General features: G+C 66.3%; 16 protein-coding genes. 10 read left to right on the top strand and 6 right to left on the bottom strand.

The window, feature by feature from the left end; translation table 11 throughout:
• Positions 1 to 45: 45 nt before the first annotated feature.
• Both HOP12_01170 and HOP12_01165 read right to left on the bottom strand, forming a co-directional pair.
• Positions 46 to 948, bottom strand: a complete 903-nt coding sequence (locus HOP12_01170; GenBank protein ID NOT32758.1) for a hypothetical protein — start codon at positions 946 to 948, stop codon at positions 46 to 48.
• On the bottom strand, positions 945 to 1,472 hold the full coding sequence (locus HOP12_01165) for a hypothetical protein (GenBank protein ID NOT32757.1): 528 nt from the start codon (positions 1,470 to 1,472) through the stop codon (positions 945 to 947). Before HOP12_01165 ends, HOP12_01170 begins: the two co-directional genes overlap by 4 nt.
• A gap of 100 nt (positions 1,473 to 1,572) precedes the next feature.
• On the opposite strand from HOP12_01165, the gene HOP12_01160 reads away from it, so the two are divergent.
• Genes HOP12_01160 through HOP12_01150 form a run of 3 tightly spaced genes read left to right on the top strand, consistent with a single transcriptional unit; the run spans position 1,573 to position 4,825 of the window.
• Positions 1,573 to 2,937, top strand: coding sequence for an aminoacetone oxidase family FAD-binding enzyme (locus HOP12_01160; protein NOT32756.1), 1,365 nt, complete (start codon positions 1,573 to 1,575; stop codon positions 2,935 to 2,937).
• A gap of 45 nt (positions 2,938 to 2,982) precedes the next feature.
• Complete coding sequence (locus HOP12_01155) at positions 2,983 to 3,573, top strand: TetR/AcrR family transcriptional regulator (GenBank protein NOT32755.1); 591 nt, start codon at positions 2,983 to 2,985, stop codon at positions 3,571 to 3,573.
• A gap of 22 nt (positions 3,574 to 3,595) precedes the next feature.
• Complete coding sequence (locus HOP12_01150) at positions 3,596 to 4,825, top strand: DUF418 domain-containing protein (GenBank protein ID NOT32754.1); 1,230 nt, start codon at positions 3,596 to 3,598, stop codon at positions 4,823 to 4,825.
• Positions 4,826 to 5,345: 520 nt separating this feature from the next.
• Here HOP12_01150 and HOP12_01145 read toward each other — a convergent pair.
• Entirely contained in the window at positions 5,346 to 7,097 is a 1,752-nt protein-coding gene (locus tag HOP12_01145) for a T9SS type A sorting domain-containing protein (GenBank protein NOT32753.1), read from the bottom strand.
• An 869-nt stretch (positions 7,098 to 7,966) separates the two neighbouring features.
• Between HOP12_01145 and HOP12_01140 the strand changes: the two genes are divergently transcribed.
• Positions 7,967 to 8,284, top strand: a complete 318-nt coding sequence (locus HOP12_01140; protein NOT32752.1) for a type II toxin-antitoxin system RelE/ParE family toxin — start codon at positions 7,967 to 7,969, stop codon at positions 8,282 to 8,284.
• On the top strand, positions 8,281 to 8,571 hold the full coding sequence (locus HOP12_01135) for an XRE family transcriptional regulator (GenBank protein NOT32751.1): 291 nt from the start codon (positions 8,281 to 8,283) through the stop codon (positions 8,569 to 8,571). Before HOP12_01140 ends, HOP12_01135 begins: the two co-directional genes overlap by 4 nt.
• Positions 8,572 to 9,474: 903 nt before the next feature.
• Here HOP12_01135 and HOP12_01130 read toward each other — a convergent pair.
• Together HOP12_01130 and HOP12_01125 are read right to left on the bottom strand one after the other, a co-directional pair.
• The gene (locus HOP12_01130) at positions 9,475 to 10,128 is read right to left on the bottom strand and encodes a hypothetical protein (GenBank protein NOT32750.1); all 654 of its coding nucleotides are present in this window, start codon (positions 10,126 to 10,128) and stop codon (positions 9,475 to 9,477) included.
• A 24-nt stretch (positions 10,129 to 10,152) separates the two neighbouring features.
• Positions 10,153 to 10,542 carry a hypothetical protein gene (locus HOP12_01125; GenBank protein NOT32749.1) on the bottom strand — a complete coding sequence of 130 codons (390 nt, stop codon included), beginning with the start codon at positions 10,540 to 10,542 and terminating at the stop codon, positions 10,153 to 10,155.
• Between the two features lie 238 nt (positions 10,543 to 10,780).
• Here HOP12_01125 and HOP12_01120 point away from each other — a divergent pair, with 238 nt between their 5' ends.
• Entirely contained in the window at positions 10,781 to 11,182 is a 402-nt protein-coding gene (locus HOP12_01120; GenBank protein ID NOT32748.1) for an SgcJ/EcaC family oxidoreductase, read from the top strand.
• Between the two features lie 53 nt (positions 11,183 to 11,235).
• Positions 11,236 to 11,712, top strand: a complete 477-nt coding sequence (locus HOP12_01115) for a VOC family protein (protein NOT32747.1) — start codon at positions 11,236 to 11,238, stop codon at positions 11,710 to 11,712.
• 53 nt (positions 11,713 to 11,765) lie between these two features.
• Here the strand turns inward: HOP12_01115 and HOP12_01110 are convergent, their stop codons facing one another.
• Positions 11,766 to 12,566, bottom strand: coding sequence for an SDR family oxidoreductase (locus HOP12_01110; GenBank protein NOT32746.1), 801 nt, complete (start codon positions 12,564 to 12,566; stop codon positions 11,766 to 11,768).
• 205 nt (positions 12,567 to 12,771) lie between these two features.
• Here HOP12_01110 and HOP12_01105 point away from each other — a divergent pair, with 205 nt between their 5' ends.
• The 3 genes from HOP12_01105 to HOP12_01095 all read left to right on the top strand — a co-directional run bounded on the left by HOP12_01105 (position 12,772) and on the right by HOP12_01095 (position 15,354).
• The gene (locus tag HOP12_01105; protein NOT32745.1) at positions 12,772 to 13,497 is read left to right on the top strand and encodes a hypothetical protein; all 726 of its coding nucleotides are present in this window, start codon (positions 12,772 to 12,774) and stop codon (positions 13,495 to 13,497) included.
• A gap of 78 nt (positions 13,498 to 13,575) precedes the next feature.
• Entirely contained in the window at positions 13,576 to 14,967 is a 1,392-nt protein-coding gene (locus tag HOP12_01100) for a hypothetical protein (protein NOT32744.1), read from the top strand.
• A gap of 33 nt (positions 14,968 to 15,000) precedes the next feature.
• Positions 15,001 to 15,354 (top strand): hypothetical protein, encoded by a 354-nt coding sequence (locus HOP12_01095; protein NOT32743.1) that lies wholly within the window; start codon positions 15,001 to 15,003, stop codon positions 15,352 to 15,354.
• Positions 15,355 to 15,464 lie beyond the last annotated feature (110 nt).

Raw genomic sequence — 15,464 nt, 5'->3', positions numbered from 1 at the left:
GTAGGGCCGAGGCGCGGGTGGGGGGCGCGCGCGCGTGCGCGGCCCCTACCGCGCCAGCAACCGCTTCAACTCCGCGTCGATCCGCGTGGCGTCGGCCGCTGCCGCGTAGGGCCCGCTCAGCAGAAACGCCGGCACGCCCTCGAGCTTGCCACACGCACCCGCGGTGACCTCTCGCGTGCCCAGCGCTGCGACCGCCGCCTGCTTGAACGCGAACAGCACGAGTTTGGGTTTCCACTCGCGCACCTTCGCGCGCAGCAACTCGGCGCCCGCGCGCAGTTCGTCGCGCGCGAGTTGATCGGCGCTGTCGGTCGCGCGCTTGACGACATCGGTGAGTCCGTGACCCGCGGCCACGAACGCCTCATCTTCGAGTCCGGGCATCGCGTCCTTCAGCAGGCCGAGTGCTCCGAGTCGCTTCCAGAGCCGCTGTCCGAGCTTGCCCTGGTAGTAGTGACCGCGTTTGACGGACCGCGTCGCGGGATTGATGCCGACGAGCAACACGCCCCCGGGCCGCGGAGCAAAGTCGGGGAGCGTCTTGGAGTCGCCACCGCCGCGCGCCCGCTTCGACCCGGCTGCACGTGTAGCGCTCTCGGGCCTGGAGGACGGCGCGTCGTACGCCAGTGTGGGCTCGGCCACGCGGCCGAGCTTCTGCATCACGACGCGTGCCTGCGCGACTGCCAGATCCGCATCGAACGGGATCGCGATTCCGCGTGCCGGGATCATCTCGAGCAGCTCCCAATAGGAGCGTCCGCTGTCCTGCACGACCCGACCCAGCGAGATCTCGCCGCGCTGATAGAGCTTGAGCGCGTGCTCGAGGCGCCACTCGCGCAAGGCTTCGATCAGGAGCTTGCGCATGAGCGTGCCACGCTCGAGCGACTCCTCGCGCGCAGCGTCCTCGAGTTCACGCACCAGCGAGGGTTCGAGTCGAAGATTTACCTGCACGGTCTTCATGATGTGCCCTCCCGAATCAGGCTTTCGATCTTGTTCACGTCGTCGGCCCTTGCCGTACTGACCCGAGCGAGGCGCTGGAGAGATGCGAGCGCCTGAGGCTCGTCCAGCACACCCGCCTGCAATGCGAGCGCGGGCAGGATCAGCGCTGGAATCACTCTCAGCCCCATGCTGATGCCTGCCTTGGTTGCGCGGAGTTCATCCATGAGCACCAACGAGCGCGATGCACCCAGAACCAGAACCTCGCACTCGCCCGCATCGAGTCGGTGGGCCTGACGCAGCTTCTCCGCCTGCAACAGGTCCGGCTTTTCGAGTCCCAGCGCCACCACCTGCCTGGACTCGACTGCAATTCGAATTGCTTTCAGCTCCGGAGCGGCACGCTCTTCCCCTCTTAGGACCACCTCGCGCCACACGGTGGGTGGGATCAGCAGCACTCCCAGACACGCATGCGCGTACGCCAACCCATCGACCTTGGCCAGATAGATGAGGGAGGACGAGTCGGTTGGCGTTCCGGGCTGTTCGTTCATTGCGTAGCGAATGCTAGCGTATGAGAAACATCGCGTCAATGCCCGAGCTCGCGCCGCTCGGCGTTGCTGTCTCGAGCCCACGCCGGGTTAGTGTGCGCCGGTGTCCCCTCATTCGGTCGTCGTCATCGGAGCCGGTGCTGCCGGGCTGACCGCCGCGATTCGCGCCGGCGAAGCCGGGGCGCGCGTCGTGCTGCTCAACGCGCACCCGAAGATCGGGTTGAAGATCCTGATGAGCGGCGGGACGCGCTGCAACGTGACGCATCGCGAGGTCACCGAGCGCGACTTCCACGGCAGCTCGCGCAATGCGATCGCGCGGGTGTTGCGCGCGTTCACGTCCGAGCAGTCGCGTGAGTGGTTCGAGTCGCTGGGCGTGGGACTGAAGCTCGAAGAGACCGGCAAGTACTTCCCGGCGACCGACGACGCGCAGACCGTGCTCGATGCGCTGCTGGGCGCGGTCGAGCGTGCGGGCGTGGAGGTGGAGAGCGGGGCACGGGTAGTGCGGTTGGGGCGCACGACTGGCGCGTCGCCGACTTCCGCGGCGAGTACGGCCGCCGCCCCGCACTTTCGCATCGGCATCCAGGACGTCGGCGCCAGTGCGGCATTCGATGACGGGCGCGTGGCCGCACACGGCGGCGACGCATGGGAGCTTCCAGCCGTCGAGCCGTCGCGTTGGCTCGAAGCCGACCGCGTGATGCTCGCGACCGGAGGGCTCTCGTTCCCGCGCACCGGAAGCGATGGCGTGGGCTACGCGCTCGTCACCTCACTCGGTCACACGCTGGTGGCGCCGGTGCCGGCACTCACGCCGCTCACGTCCACCGATGCGCTGTGCTCGACGGTGCAGGGGCTGACCTACGAGGCCGAGCTGGCGCTGTGGGTCGGCGAACGAGTAGTCGAGCGCGTGAGCGGCTCGCTGCTGGTCGCGCACTTCGGATTCTCGGGGCCCGCCGCACTCGATCTGTCGCGGCACTGGCATCGCGCGGGCGAGGGTGCAGCGGCCGGCGCGCGCCGCGTGACGCTCAACTCGTTGCCGGGCGAGACACGCGAGTCGCTGACCGACGCATGGGTGAAGGTCGCCAAATTCAACCCGCAGGTTACGGTCAAGAAGCACTACGCCGCTCGCGTGCCAGAGCGGCTGTTCGCGCGGCTCTGCCAGGAAGCAGGCGTCACGCCGGGGACCGCGATGGGCCAGGTGACGCGCGAGCAACGCGCGATGCTGATTGAGCGACTGGTTGCGCGCGATCTGGCAGTGACGGGCACCCTCGGCTACGAGAAGGCGGAGGTCACAGCCGGGGGAGTGCCGCTCGCCGAGGTGAACACCGCGACGATGGAATCGCGCGTGTGCCCGGGGCTGTACCTGTGCGGCGAAATTCTCGACGTCGAGGGAAGGCTCGGGGGGTTCAACTTCCAGTGGGCGTGGAGCAGTGGGACGGTGGCGGGGAGGGCCGCGGGGACCCGAACCCGATGACGCTTTCCCTTGAAATGATACCGATCGGTCTATACCATTCGAGCCGTGAGCCAAGTCCGCGAACGAATCCTCGATGTTGCCTCCGACCTCTTCTACCGCCACGGAATCAAGGCAGTGGGAGTCGACGCGATCATCTCCCAGGCCGACGTGGCGCGCATGAGCTTCTACCGCCATTTCCGCTCCAAGGACGGGCTGGTCGTGGCTTATCTGGAGCGGCGCGACGAGGCGGTTCGGGTCTGGTTCGAGAAGCAAGTACGCCGGCTCGCGCCGAATCCCCGCGACCGTCCGCTAGTGGTTTTCGACGTGCTGGCGTTGCGTTTCAGATCCAAGGGGTACCGGGGCTGCGGCTTCATCAACGCGATTGCCGAGGTTGCAAACCCGGCGAGCGACGCGCACGGCGCCGCGGCGGCGCACAAGCTGCGCTTCCAGAGCTGGCTCGCCAAGCTCTTGCGCGAAGCGGGGCTGGACGAGATCTGCGCGGCAGACCTCCTCCTCCTGTTTGAGGGCGCGACGGCTGCCGCAGTTCGCCAGGGAACGGCCGAGCCTGCGCACCGGGCCAAGCGGATCGCTGCCCTCTTGCTCGGCACTCTCGAGCCCCGTCGAATCCAGAAGCGCCCGGGCACGACTCGTCGCTAGACCGCCACCTCCCGGAGACCCCGTGGCCGCACGCGAATCCATCGCGATTTCCGCTGACGACGGATCGACGGCGATCCCGAACGAGCTGCGCCCCGTCGCGCCCTCGGAACGGCGTCTCGAACTGGACGTCTTGCGCGGCGTCGCGCTCTTCGGAGTGCTCCTCGTGAACGTCGCCGTGTTCAGCGGCTCGGACCTGGCGCTCGAGCAGAAGCTACCCTTTCCCTGGGGCTGGGGCGGCGCATGGCCCAGCTATCTGCGGAGCGCGCTGATCGAGAGCAAGGCCGCCGCCCTCCTTGCAATGCTGTTTGGAGCGGGCCTGGTGATCCAGTGCGAGCGAGTCATGCAGCGAGGCCGCTCTTACGTCGGCTTCGCGTTCCGCCGCTCGAGCGCGCTCGCGCTGGTCGGGCTCGCTCACACGCTCCTGCTGTGGAACGGCGACATCATGCTCGACTACGCGGTGATCAGCCTTCTGATGATCCCGTTCCTCCGCCTGCGCGCCTCGCGGATTCTGTGGGCGATCCCGGCACTCATTGTGGCGACCATCGTCCTGACGGTGCCCTTCCTGCACCTGGCCGAGTCCGAGCTCTCCTATCCCATGCAGTTGCAACACTACGGTGCCGGTTCCTGGATGGACGCGCTCCGATTTCGGACGTGGGAGTTCGTCCACGCCTTGGGCCCGATGCGGGCGGCGAACCGGCTGCCGATCCTTTCGCCGTTCTTCGTCCTCGGGGCCTATCTTTGGAAGAAGGGTTATTTCTCCGAGCCGACGAAGCATCGCGGTGCACTCGTGCGGATCCTCGCCGTCTGTTCGCTGATCGGAGTGCTCGCGAACGCCGTCCCGTGGGAGAATCTCGGCGGCTGGCTGACCGTGCACATTCCGTTTCGGCCGCTGAGAATCCTGATCAAGATGGTGTGCTTCCTCGGCCGCCCTTTGCTCACTCTCGGCTACGCCGCCGGGATCCTGCTCCTGCTCCAGCGACCCGGGTGGCGGAGCGCCCTCGCCCACATCGCACCCCTCGGACGAATGGCGCTGACTCAGTACTTGCTCCAGTCCGTGGTGTGCACGCTGGTCTTCAATGGCTACGGGCTCGGCCTCTTCGGCAAGGTCTCGATCAACGCCTGCATCCTCGGTACGATCGCGTTCTTCCCCCTTCAGGTGTGGAGCAGCGAGTGGTGGCTTGCGCGGTTCCGGATGGGGCCGGCGGAGTGGTTGTGGCGCCGGATGGTGTATGGGGGAGCACGCCACGAATAGGCTGACCGGTCCCGTCGCGCTCCCGCTTCGCTCCGCATCACGCGCGCAGAGCCACGCCGACGCCTTTCAAGCCGAGTTCGAGGCTCGGCGCCGACCACGGGCTCCTGTGTCAGAACTGTGCGAGAACCATCGCGCAACAGCGGTGATCATCGGTCGCAATCGGTCATGACGACGTTCGCGATATGTGTCGGTGGCAACCCACCGTGCTCGATCTCAACGTATGGCCTCGCCCCAGGGCCGGCATTCAACTTCCAATGGAGTTGGTCTTCCGGGACGGTTGCAGGCCGAGCCGCCGCGCCGAAGTGAGCCGTGGGATGCTCCCGACATCCCTCGCGCGGACGCTCGACCAGAACTTCCCCTGTGCGCAAGAGGTCGAGTAGTTCGACTCCTCGGGCAACTTCCTGATCTCGTGGCCGACACCCGGCTTTCGTGCGGATCATGTCGCGTTCGACGCGGCCGGCGATGTGTACGTGAGCGGCTTCTCCGCCTGGTCCGTTCTCGTGTGTGCTCGACGTGTGAGTTAGTCGAGGACGGCCACCCGCATCACTCGCACGCCCGCGCCCTGGCGCAGCCGAACGAGATAGAGCCCAGGGGCGAGATGCCGGCCTTCCGCGAGGTCGAGCGAATGGGTTCCGGCGGAGAACCCATTCAACGCGCGCGCGCAGATGCGGCGTCCGGTGACGTCGAAGAGCTCGAGCCAGCCGGAGCCACCCGAACCGAGCGAGAACCGCACCGGGATTCGTCCGGAGCGGGCCGGGTTCGGACCCACCAGATCCAGACTCACGGAAGCGGGCGCGTCCGGCCCAACGCCGACCGGGCCGCCGCCGAGATCGCCATCCGACCGGATGCGCTGGGCGTAGATGTCGGTCGTGCCATTCCGCATGTCCTGCCAGGTGACGATCGCACCGCCCGATCCGGTCGTCGTGATCATCGGCAGGTACTGGGTTTCGGGCGCCGTCGAGACCGGCGTTCCCTTGGTGGCCGCGCTCCAGAGCACGGAGCCGGCGAAGGTGACGCGACGGGCGTACACGTCGGGGTTGAGGCCGTCTGCCCGGTAGTCGGCCCACGTCACGATCGCCCCGCCCGCGCCGTCGGTCGTCACCACCGGAAGTTGTTGCATCCCGGCGAAGTCGCAGACCGCCACGCCCGACGCGGACCACTGGGCCGCACCCGCCGACGAGATCCGCTGGGCGCGGATGTCCGCCTGGCTGGTGGGGAAGTGGCTGAAGTCCATCCACGCGACGATGGCTCCGCCGGCTCCGTCCGAGACGATCGATGGAATCGTTTCACCGGCGGAGTTCGTCATGCCCACGCCGTTGGGCGTCCACTGGACGCTGCCCGCGGAGGAGATCCGCTGCGCGTAGATCTTCTCCGAAGAGCGCAGGTCGTCCCATGCGACGATGGCCCCACCCGATCCGTCGGCGACGATCGCCGCGCTGGTCTGATCGTTCGCCGCGTTGCAGAGCACGACGCCGTTGGTCGTCCACAGCCGCAAGCCGCCGGCGTCGACGCCCTGCGCGTAGATGTCGCGGTTCGAATCTCCATTGCGGGCATCCGTCCACGTGATGACGGCGCCACCGGCGCCGTTGGGAACGATCATCGGATACTGCTGGCTCCCGGCGGCGACGCAGATCGGCACACCGTCGGCGTCCCAGATCGGATCGCCCAAGGCGGTGACCCGCCGGGCGTAGATGTCTCCAATCACCTGGCTGGCATCGTCGCGGCGATCCCACCAGGTGATGATCGCGCCACCCGCCCCGTCGGGAACCACAGCCTCGTCGTGCTGGGGCCCGGCGGCCGTGCACACCGGCACGCCGTCCGGGTTCCAGAGGATCTCGCCATTGGACGAGAGGTGCTGGCAGTAGATGTCGGAGAACAGAGCGCGCGTATCGTTCCAGGTGACGATCACGCCGCCCGTGCCGTCGGTCGTGATGTGGGGAGCCAGTTGATCGCCAGTCCCCGTGCAGATCGGGATTCCGTTCGCGCCCCACTGCGCGACGCCGTCGGCCGAGACGCGCTGCGCGAAGATCTGGTAGTTGGATTCGTTCCGGTAGTCCTGCCAGACGATGAATGCACCGCCGGATCCGTCGGGGAGGATCGCGGGGAACTCCTGGTCGAAGTCTGCGGTGCACACGCCCAGGTTGACGGTGGGATCGGTGGGCCAGGACGCGACTGCGGGGTAGGGTGCCACCACGATGCAAGCGAGCATGGCGGCCAGCCCGATCCAACGCTGCGGGGTCCTCGTGCGGATGATGTGTCGGTGATCCTGCATGGCGCTCTCTCCTCCCGGCGTCGCTCCCGATACGGGACGGGTTCGCGGACCTGCGGCGACCCGCCCTCCGGCCTAAAAGCGCAAACGGGGCGCGAAAAGGACCATGGTCGTCACGCCCCGCGGCGTCGCGGCGCTCGAGCCGGTGCACGCACGTCTCCTAATGCTCGCCGCAGGGGCAGGCGCCACGACGCAACTGGCCCTGTCCGCCGGCGCGCCGGTGCCGCCGATCATGCCGCCGCGTTCATGGCCGACGCGCAGGTTCCCTGGGGTCTCGAAGCTCTGAATGGCGCGGTCACGGAGCCGGCGTGGAGGTCGAATCCGACCTGGTACCTGGTCGCGGCGAACGCCAAGATGATCCCACCCAATGCGCAGCGCGCCATGTCCAAGCGGACGGGAGCGACGGTCGTCGAGGTCAAGGGTAGCCACGCCGTGTATTTGTCGCAGCTGCGCGACGCGGCACATCTGATCGAGCAGGCAGCCAGGAGCCCTGACGCTGGCGGCGAAGCAGGAGCCCGGCAGCATCGGCCCGCCGCAAGAGTGAACGACCCGGGGAGCATCTGCTCCCCGGGTCACTTCGCGTTAGGGGTCAGCGCTGCAAGCGAGCGTGCTCCATCGCGGCGTTTGTCAGCGCCGAGACTGGGCTCCGCCTGTGTCCGAATTGTGCGAGAACCATCGACAAACGCTGGCCATCATGGTTCGCGATCGGGTTCGTGCCTCTTGGCCATGTTCGCCGCTCGCGACACATGGTGCCGATCGCGACACATGGTCTTGCCTTCTTGCCAGCATTCAACTTCCAGTGGAGCTGGTCGAGCGGGACGGTGGCGGGTAGAAGTGGTGGACGGCTAGTCTCATAAGTGAGACCATGAATCGTGATCATCATCCTGAAGCCGTGCCGCAAGGAGATCGAGGCGTTTCCGGAGGAGATCCGCGGCGACTTGGCGGACGCGCTGGCCCGACTCGAAGCGGGGCTGACGCTCGCGCTTCCGCTGTCACGTCCAATGCCTGCGATCGGACGCGGCGTTCATGAGCTCCGGTTGAGGGATCGATCAGGCGTGTATCGGGTGGTGTACGCATTGGGCACTCGGGGCGCCGTCCATGTGCTTCATGCTTTCAAGAAGACCAAACAGGCGACATCAGCTCGAAACATGGAGCTGGCGCGAACGCGGCTGAAGGAGGTGCAGTCATGAAACAGTTGAGAAAGACTTCTCCGGCGCGCTTGGCGAGACAGCTGAGCATCCCGAAGAGCCGGGGTCTGGAGGCCGTGCTCAAGGCACAGCTCATCGCGGCAATCCTTCACGAGGTTGGCCGCCGCGGATTCACCCACGCGGACATGGCCAATCGCTCAGGGCTTCCTCGAAGCGCGGTGACGGGCATCCTCTCGGGCAGCCTTCAGAAGGTGACCATCGACCGGGTTCTACGCCTCCTCGAGGCAGCTGGACTCGAGGCCAGTGTCAGAGTGAGACGGGCGGCCTGATCCCGACAAGGAGGGTTTACTGCTTACTGGCAGTAGCCTGAGGGTGCTGGTTCATCCACCGAGTCCATGTGATTCAGTCGCCAGCCCTGCTCTCCTTGGTTGAGGTATTGCCAGCAAGCCCGTCGGTCCACCTGTGACTCGGCGTCGCGATAGTGGATTGAGAAGTAGACAGCGCTGCCGTCACCCTCACTAACGTAGACTTGGGTGACCGTGCAGCCGGGGTGCTCTCGCATGAACGCTCGGCGCACCTCTGCATCGCTGGCTCCCCACATCCGGAGAAGGCGACGACAGCCGCAACAAGACCGACGATCTTGATCGCCCGCATCGTGGTGCCGCGAGCTTTCGCGATCGACCGAGAGCCAACCGAGCATAAGCATGCCACCATCAGAACACTTCGAGGGAACGACACTTACCCCCGGCAAGGTTGGAGTCGTCGTGGGCGTCAAACGCAACATGGCCGTCGCCCAATCTGTTTTCGGCACGCGACGAGAAGCCCTTCACGCCGACGTTGATTGAAACGGCCATCGGCCATGAGACGACTTCGTGCAGTCCAGGGCCCGAGAGCCAAGGGTGTTGGCTGTGTCAGAACTGTGCGAGAACCATTGGCAAACATCGGCCACCATCGGTCGCAAACGGCAATCGCCACCTCGGCGATGTTCGCCGATCGCAACACATAGTGCCCGACTACGAAACGTAGTCTCGCTCGTGAGCCAGCATTCAACTTCCAGTGGAGCTGGTCGAGCGGAACGGTGGCGGGGAGGAGTGCAGTGCGGTGATCACGCACACGGCGACGGGCCGGCGACTGGTTCTACTCCTCGAGCGTCCCGGCGTACGGCACGATGCCGTGCACGGAGGCCACCCTCCTAGGCGAGAGTGGCCTCCGAATCCGGCTATGGAATCGCGTCACCGATAAGTCTGCTTCACCTGTCCCCACGACCGCTTCTCTACTGGGTCGGCCTGCGTGATGAAGATGGGATGGTCCTCGGTCTCGCCGCCGGCGTATTGGCCGTCGGGACGATTCGCCGAGCCTGACCACGGGAAGTCATCGTCCACCGGGCCGTCGGTCAGCGTGATTCGCATCCAGGTCTCTCCGACCCCTATTCCGGCGACGATCGGAGGTGTGGCGTAGGTCTGGCAACCGGTGCCGATCGGGACGACGACATTCTTCACCGCCCACTCGTGGGTGCAGCCGTTGGCACCCCCGCAGTTGGCGTTGTCGTTCCAGTCGCCGTCGAAGTTCAGGTCCACCAGCACGTTCAAGTACGCGGTGGTTTCGTTGCCGCAGTTCGCGGTTCGATAGAAGAGTGGAACCGCGAAACACGAGAGCAGCACCTGATTGGCGAGCAGGCCGGAATCGCCGTCGTTCACCGTCTCGTCCTGCGCGTAGCTGCCGAACCCCGTGATCAAGTTGCCGTCGGTCGGACCGCCCGAGCAGATGCTCGGCCCACCGGGAGGGCCGACCTTGCCGTCGATGTCGTCGTCGATTCCGGTGAAGCCGATCGAAGGCAGAGGGTCGAGGAACGCGGCGATTGTCCGGCCTGCGCGGTTGCGATTCAAAGGGTTTCTTCGGAGCCGCAGCGCTCAGCCGCGCGCGGGGATGGCGCGGCGGATCAGCAGGATGGCGATGAGCACCCCGAGCGCGACGTCGATCGATCCGCAGAACGTCGGCCAGAACACCGGCATGCCGGGATTCGCGATCAGGCGGGGGTGCACGACCCAGTCGAATATGCCGTGACCGGCAATTCCGGCTGCGACCCACCACAGGCTGGTGCGGAATCCGATGATCGCGATGACGATGAAGATCGTCGCCGCGATCAACTCGGCCGGCAGTGACTGGGCTCCGCCCATGGTCGCGAACAGGACGTAGTACGCGGCGATCACGATGAGCGTGATCGGGTACATCGCGCGGTCACGGTCGAGGCCCGACAGCCGACCCAGCACGACGATGACCGGCGCGAGCGCGATGCCGATGAGTGCCGGTGCGGTGAACATGCGGGAGAAGTTACCACTCCGTCGCCCTCAGTCGGTGAAGACGGGTCTCGGCTTTGGCGGAGCGCGCGAGTCGATCTAGCATTCAACTTTCAACGATGCTGGTCGAGCGAGACGGTCGCAGGCAGGCGCGCTGGACGTCCGGTCTCATGGGTGAGCGCCTGAAGTCTGCCAATACCGGATCGTGCCACGACGCAACACTGGCAAGCGGAGGCACCCGATGGGGCCCGATGAACGAGAAATAAGAGAGGTTCACTCGACCTGGATCACTGCCGTCAATGCCGGCGATCTGATTCGCTTGCATTCGTTGATGGCGGACGATGTCGTGTTCATCAATCCGGGCCAAGCGCCGTCCGGCCAGGATGGACTCTCCGCCAACTTCACGGCCGGGCACCGGGAGTTTCACATCAGCTGCAGCAGCGAGTTGGAAGAGGTCGTCGTCGTCGGTGAAGTCGCGTACACGCGGAGCCGCGACGCGTTGTCGGTGACCCCGCGCGCCGGCGGGGAAGCGACGCAGCTCGCCGGTCATCGATTGACGGTGTACCGCAAACAGCCCGACGGCCGCTGGCTCCTGGCCCGCGATGCCCATACGGTGTCCCCGGTCGAGGAACCGAAATCGTAAAGAGGGCGTTCTCGGCAGTACGGAGTTACGCCGCAACTGAGGAGCACACGAACATGACGCCAAAGAACACGATCTGCCTGTGGTTCGACCACGACGCGCATGAAGCGGCGCGCTTCTACGCGGCCACCTTTCCGGATTCCAGGGTGAACGCCGTGCACAAGGCGCCGAGTGATTACCCGGGCGGCAGAGAGGGCGATGAACTGACGGTGGAGTTCACCGTTCTGGGCATTCCCTGTCTCGGACTCAACGGCGGCCCGGCGTTCAAGCACAGCGAGGCCTTCTCCTTCCAGATCGCGACCGACAATCAGGAAGAGACGGACCGCTACTGGAACGCGATCGTCGGCAATGGGGGCCAGGAGAGTGCGTGCGGTTGGTGCAAGGACCGCTGGGGTCTCAATTGGCAGATCACGCCTCGCGTGCTCATCGATGCGCTGGCGGCGGGTGGCCTCGAAGCCAAGCGTGCGTTCGAGGCGATGATGCCGATGACGAAGATCGACGTCGCCACCATCGAGGCGGCGCGGCGGGGCTGACAGGAAGCGGGCACGGCCGCTGCGATCAGTCGCTCAGCTTCGCGCGGGTCCGTTCACCGTGCAGGCGGCGCAGGACTCTGGTGACTGCGACGCAGCGATTCCCAACCGCCGTCCGCGGTCCAGCCGCCATCGACCGGGAGTACGGCGCCGTTGATGAAGCGGCTCTTCGTCTGATCGGCGAGGAACAGGATCGCCTGCGCCACATCTTCGGGCGCAGCGAAGCGGCCCATCGGCACGCGGCCGGTGATGTCGGCGTCCGAGTAGTGGCCCTCGGACTGGGAGGCCACGTCCATCTCGGTCTTGACCCAACCCGGGCACACGGCGTTCACACGAACGCCGCGCCCGCCCCACTCAGCGGCGAGCGTGCGCGTCAGTCCGATCAGTCCGTGCTTCGAGGCGTTGTAGGCGGCTCGTTCGGCGACGCCGACCAGCCCCGCCACCGACGCCACGTTCACAATGCTGCCGTGGCCCGCCTCGAGCATGCGCGCACCAAATGCCTTTGCGAGCAGGAAGGGCGCGACCAGGTTCACGTCGAGAACGTGACGATAGTCGGCGGCGGACGTGAGCTCGGCACGCGAGATCAACGCGATGCCCGCGTTGTTGACGAGTGCCTCGGCTCCGCCAAAGCGCTCGTGCGTCTCTCTCGCGAACGCGTCGACCACGCGCTCGTCCGTGATGTCACCGGCGCGAGCGAAGGTTTCGGCGCCGAGTGAGTGCAGCGACTCGAGCGTCGCCTGGGGCTCGCGCAGATCGATGAGCGCCACGCGCCAGCCGGCCCGCGCGAACGCCTCGGCGGTGGTGCGCCCAATTCCCTGCGCGGCGCCAGTGATCACGGCGGATCTGGGTGTGCTCATGAAGCGGGCTCTCCAGGAGTCGGAACAACGGATGTGAAACGGTTCGACGGCGAAGGAATCCGATCCTCGGGCATCCTACGGCATCGCGGTGCGTGGGCCGCCGCGTCCATGCGCGCAGAGCAGATCCCGGCGAATGTCAGAATCGGTTAGGACCTGGACGGGCTGCTTCGTAAGATCAAGTCCCGCATTCCACGAGAGGCCGCCCATGCACCGCAAAGTTCTGCTCCTGCCTTCTGCATTCCTGTTCCTTGCCGCATCGGTTCTCTCGTCGCGTCTCGCGGCCGCCGCCTGGCCCACCGACCCCACCGTGAATGTCGCGCTCTGTACCGCGGGCGGAAACCAGCTGAATTCGCGGATGACCACAGACGGCGCCGGCGGAGCGATCGTCACGTGGGTGGACAATCGCGTCGCTGGCAACTCGAACATCTACGCGCATCACGTCCGATCCGACGGGACCCTCGATCCAGCCTGGCCCGCGAAGGGCCTCACCGTGTGCCTCGCGTCGGGCGCTCAGACGTTTCCCGCCATCGCATCCGACGGAGCGGGCGGGGCGATCGCGGTATGGCGAGACGCGCGAGGCGTCAGTGGCGACGTGTACGCGCAACGGGTTCATGGCGATGGGCAGATTGGCGACGCGGTCGCGGTCGCGCCACGTGGCGCATCGCAGTTGGCGCTGTTGCCCGTGCGGCCGAATCCTGTGCGTGGTTCGTCGTTCGGCGTCGACTTGACGCTCGACGGCACCGGGATCGCGACGTTGGATCTGATCGACGCGGCGGGCCGGCGGGTCGCCTCACGCGAGCTCGGTTCGCTGGCCGCGGGCTCGCACCACGTCACGCTCGGCCAGGGACTGCGGCTGCGGCCGGGCATCTATTGCGTGCAACTGAGGCAGGGCGGTCAAGTGCGCGTCGCGAGCGTTAGTGTGCTGCGGTAGGAGCAGCGTTACGATGCCGCACGTCGCACGAGCACCCCACCGCGGCCGCGCGGTTCTCCCTCTCACACGGATGGCGCCATGAACTCCCCCTTCATCGGTAGCGCTTCGAAGAGAGCTGGTTCGATCCTCGCAATCGTCGCACTGTTCCTCGCGACAATCGCGGCCACCCCCGCCCACGCGTTCCAGGTGTTCCGCCACTCGAACATGACCGGGGAAGTGCTGGCCCGGCAGGGAGTGACCGGCAACACGCTGGCGCTCATCAAGCAGGGGGTGCGGCGGCCCGACATCAATCAGTGCGTGTCGGGCTGCTACTGCCCCGAGATCGTCTTCTACTGCGATCCCACTCCGAGCACGGTGATCTACTTCAGTCAGTTCCACTACGACAACAACCAGTTGCTCGAAGGCATGTCGCACGTCGAGATCTTCATGCAGATCGCGCGCGATGGGCTCAGCATTGCGACGCCGCCCACCACCGATGCCGGGCGGCGCGAGCTGGGGCTGGCGTTCATCTACTTCGGCGTGGCGCTGCACGCGATCCAGGATTTCTACTCGCACTCGACCTGGGTCGAACTGAATCACGACCTGATCCGCATCGGCGGTCACATCGACAGCGCGCCGCTGTGGAACGGCGAAGACAACTGGGGCACCGGCTCAGCCGACGTGGGCGGAGTGGAAGTCGCCGGGGTTCAGACCGGCTTCGAACGCCTCCCCACACCGTCGGGTTCGGTGACGCACGCGGCGCTCAACAAAGACCACGCGAACACCGCGCAGTCGCAGAAGGTGGTCAATCGCATCTTCCCGTTCGGCCTGATCGGCACCTACTACGAGATCGCGTCCGGTCAGAACGGTGCGAGTGGCGGCTCGTACAAGGACACCGGCCTCGCGCCGCGGCACACGATCAAGGCGTGGCAGTGTCTGCAGTCGGGCTGCACGGTCTATCAGCTCCCGCCTCTCGCGCAAGGCATGGTGGCCGCAGGGCCGCCGCCCGCACGACCCGCCGGCACCATGGACTTCAACTCGCTCGTCGCGTGGATCAACAGCGACCCGGGCATGACCGCGGCGGTCGCAGTGATGGACAGCGTGTGGGCGGCGGCCGATCAGGACAGCCCGCAGGCGTTCCCGGCGGAACTGTTCGACGCCGAAGGCTGGCCGCTGCCGGCCAGCACTTCGGTCAACGAGCTGCTGCCGCCGATCGCGCGCACGCTCAGCAAAGCGTGGCCGAATCCGTTCCGAGGCTCGGTGTCGATCCAGTTCTACCTGCCGCGCGCGGAGCAGGTTCGCCTGGAGATCTTCGACGCGGCCGGTCGTCGCGTGGCGACGCTGGTGGATCGCGCGATGGAGCAGGGGTGGAAGGACGTGGTGTGGGACGGGGCGACGGGCAGCGGGCGAGCGGCGGCGCCGGGGAGCTACCTGTGCAAGCTGAGCGCCTTCGGGCGAGTGGAGACGTGTCGGGTGGTGCTGGTGAGGTAGGCTGAGCCAGCGCTGAGAGAAGGGAGCGAGCCCATGAAGTGTGCCGAATGCGGCACTACCGTGAAGACCCGAAAAGAGAACTACCGCTATGACGAGTGCGGCCTGAAGTACGTCACCCTGGTCGGCGTTGAGGTGAGTCGCTGTTCCAAGTGCGCCAACTACGAGATTTCGATCCCGCAGATCGAAGGGCTGCACCGGCTCATTGCCCGCATCCTGATCGACAAGGCGACTCGTTTCACTGGTGACGAGATCCGCTTCCTGCGAAAGAGTCTTGGGTGGTCGGGAGCGGACTTCGCCCGCCACGTGGAAGGTTCCGGGACCAAACGAGCGTCCATCACTCGGCTCGATCTGGAGTCGCGGAATCAGGTGTGGAAGCTGGCGTCGTAGTCAGGTTCGCTCCATGCTCACCCTGCGCTGCACCGCCAAGTTGCTCACCCGACTCAAGGCCCGGCCCGAGCCGCAACCCGCGTCCTCCACTACGCGTCTCGGCGACTGGT

Source organism: Candidatus Eisenbacteria bacterium (assembly GCA_013140805.1).
GTDB lineage: Bacteria > Eisenbacteria > RBG-16-71-46 > RBG-16-71-46 > RBG-16-71-46 > JABFRW01.
This window is presented reverse-complemented; position numbering and strand designations above follow the sequence as displayed.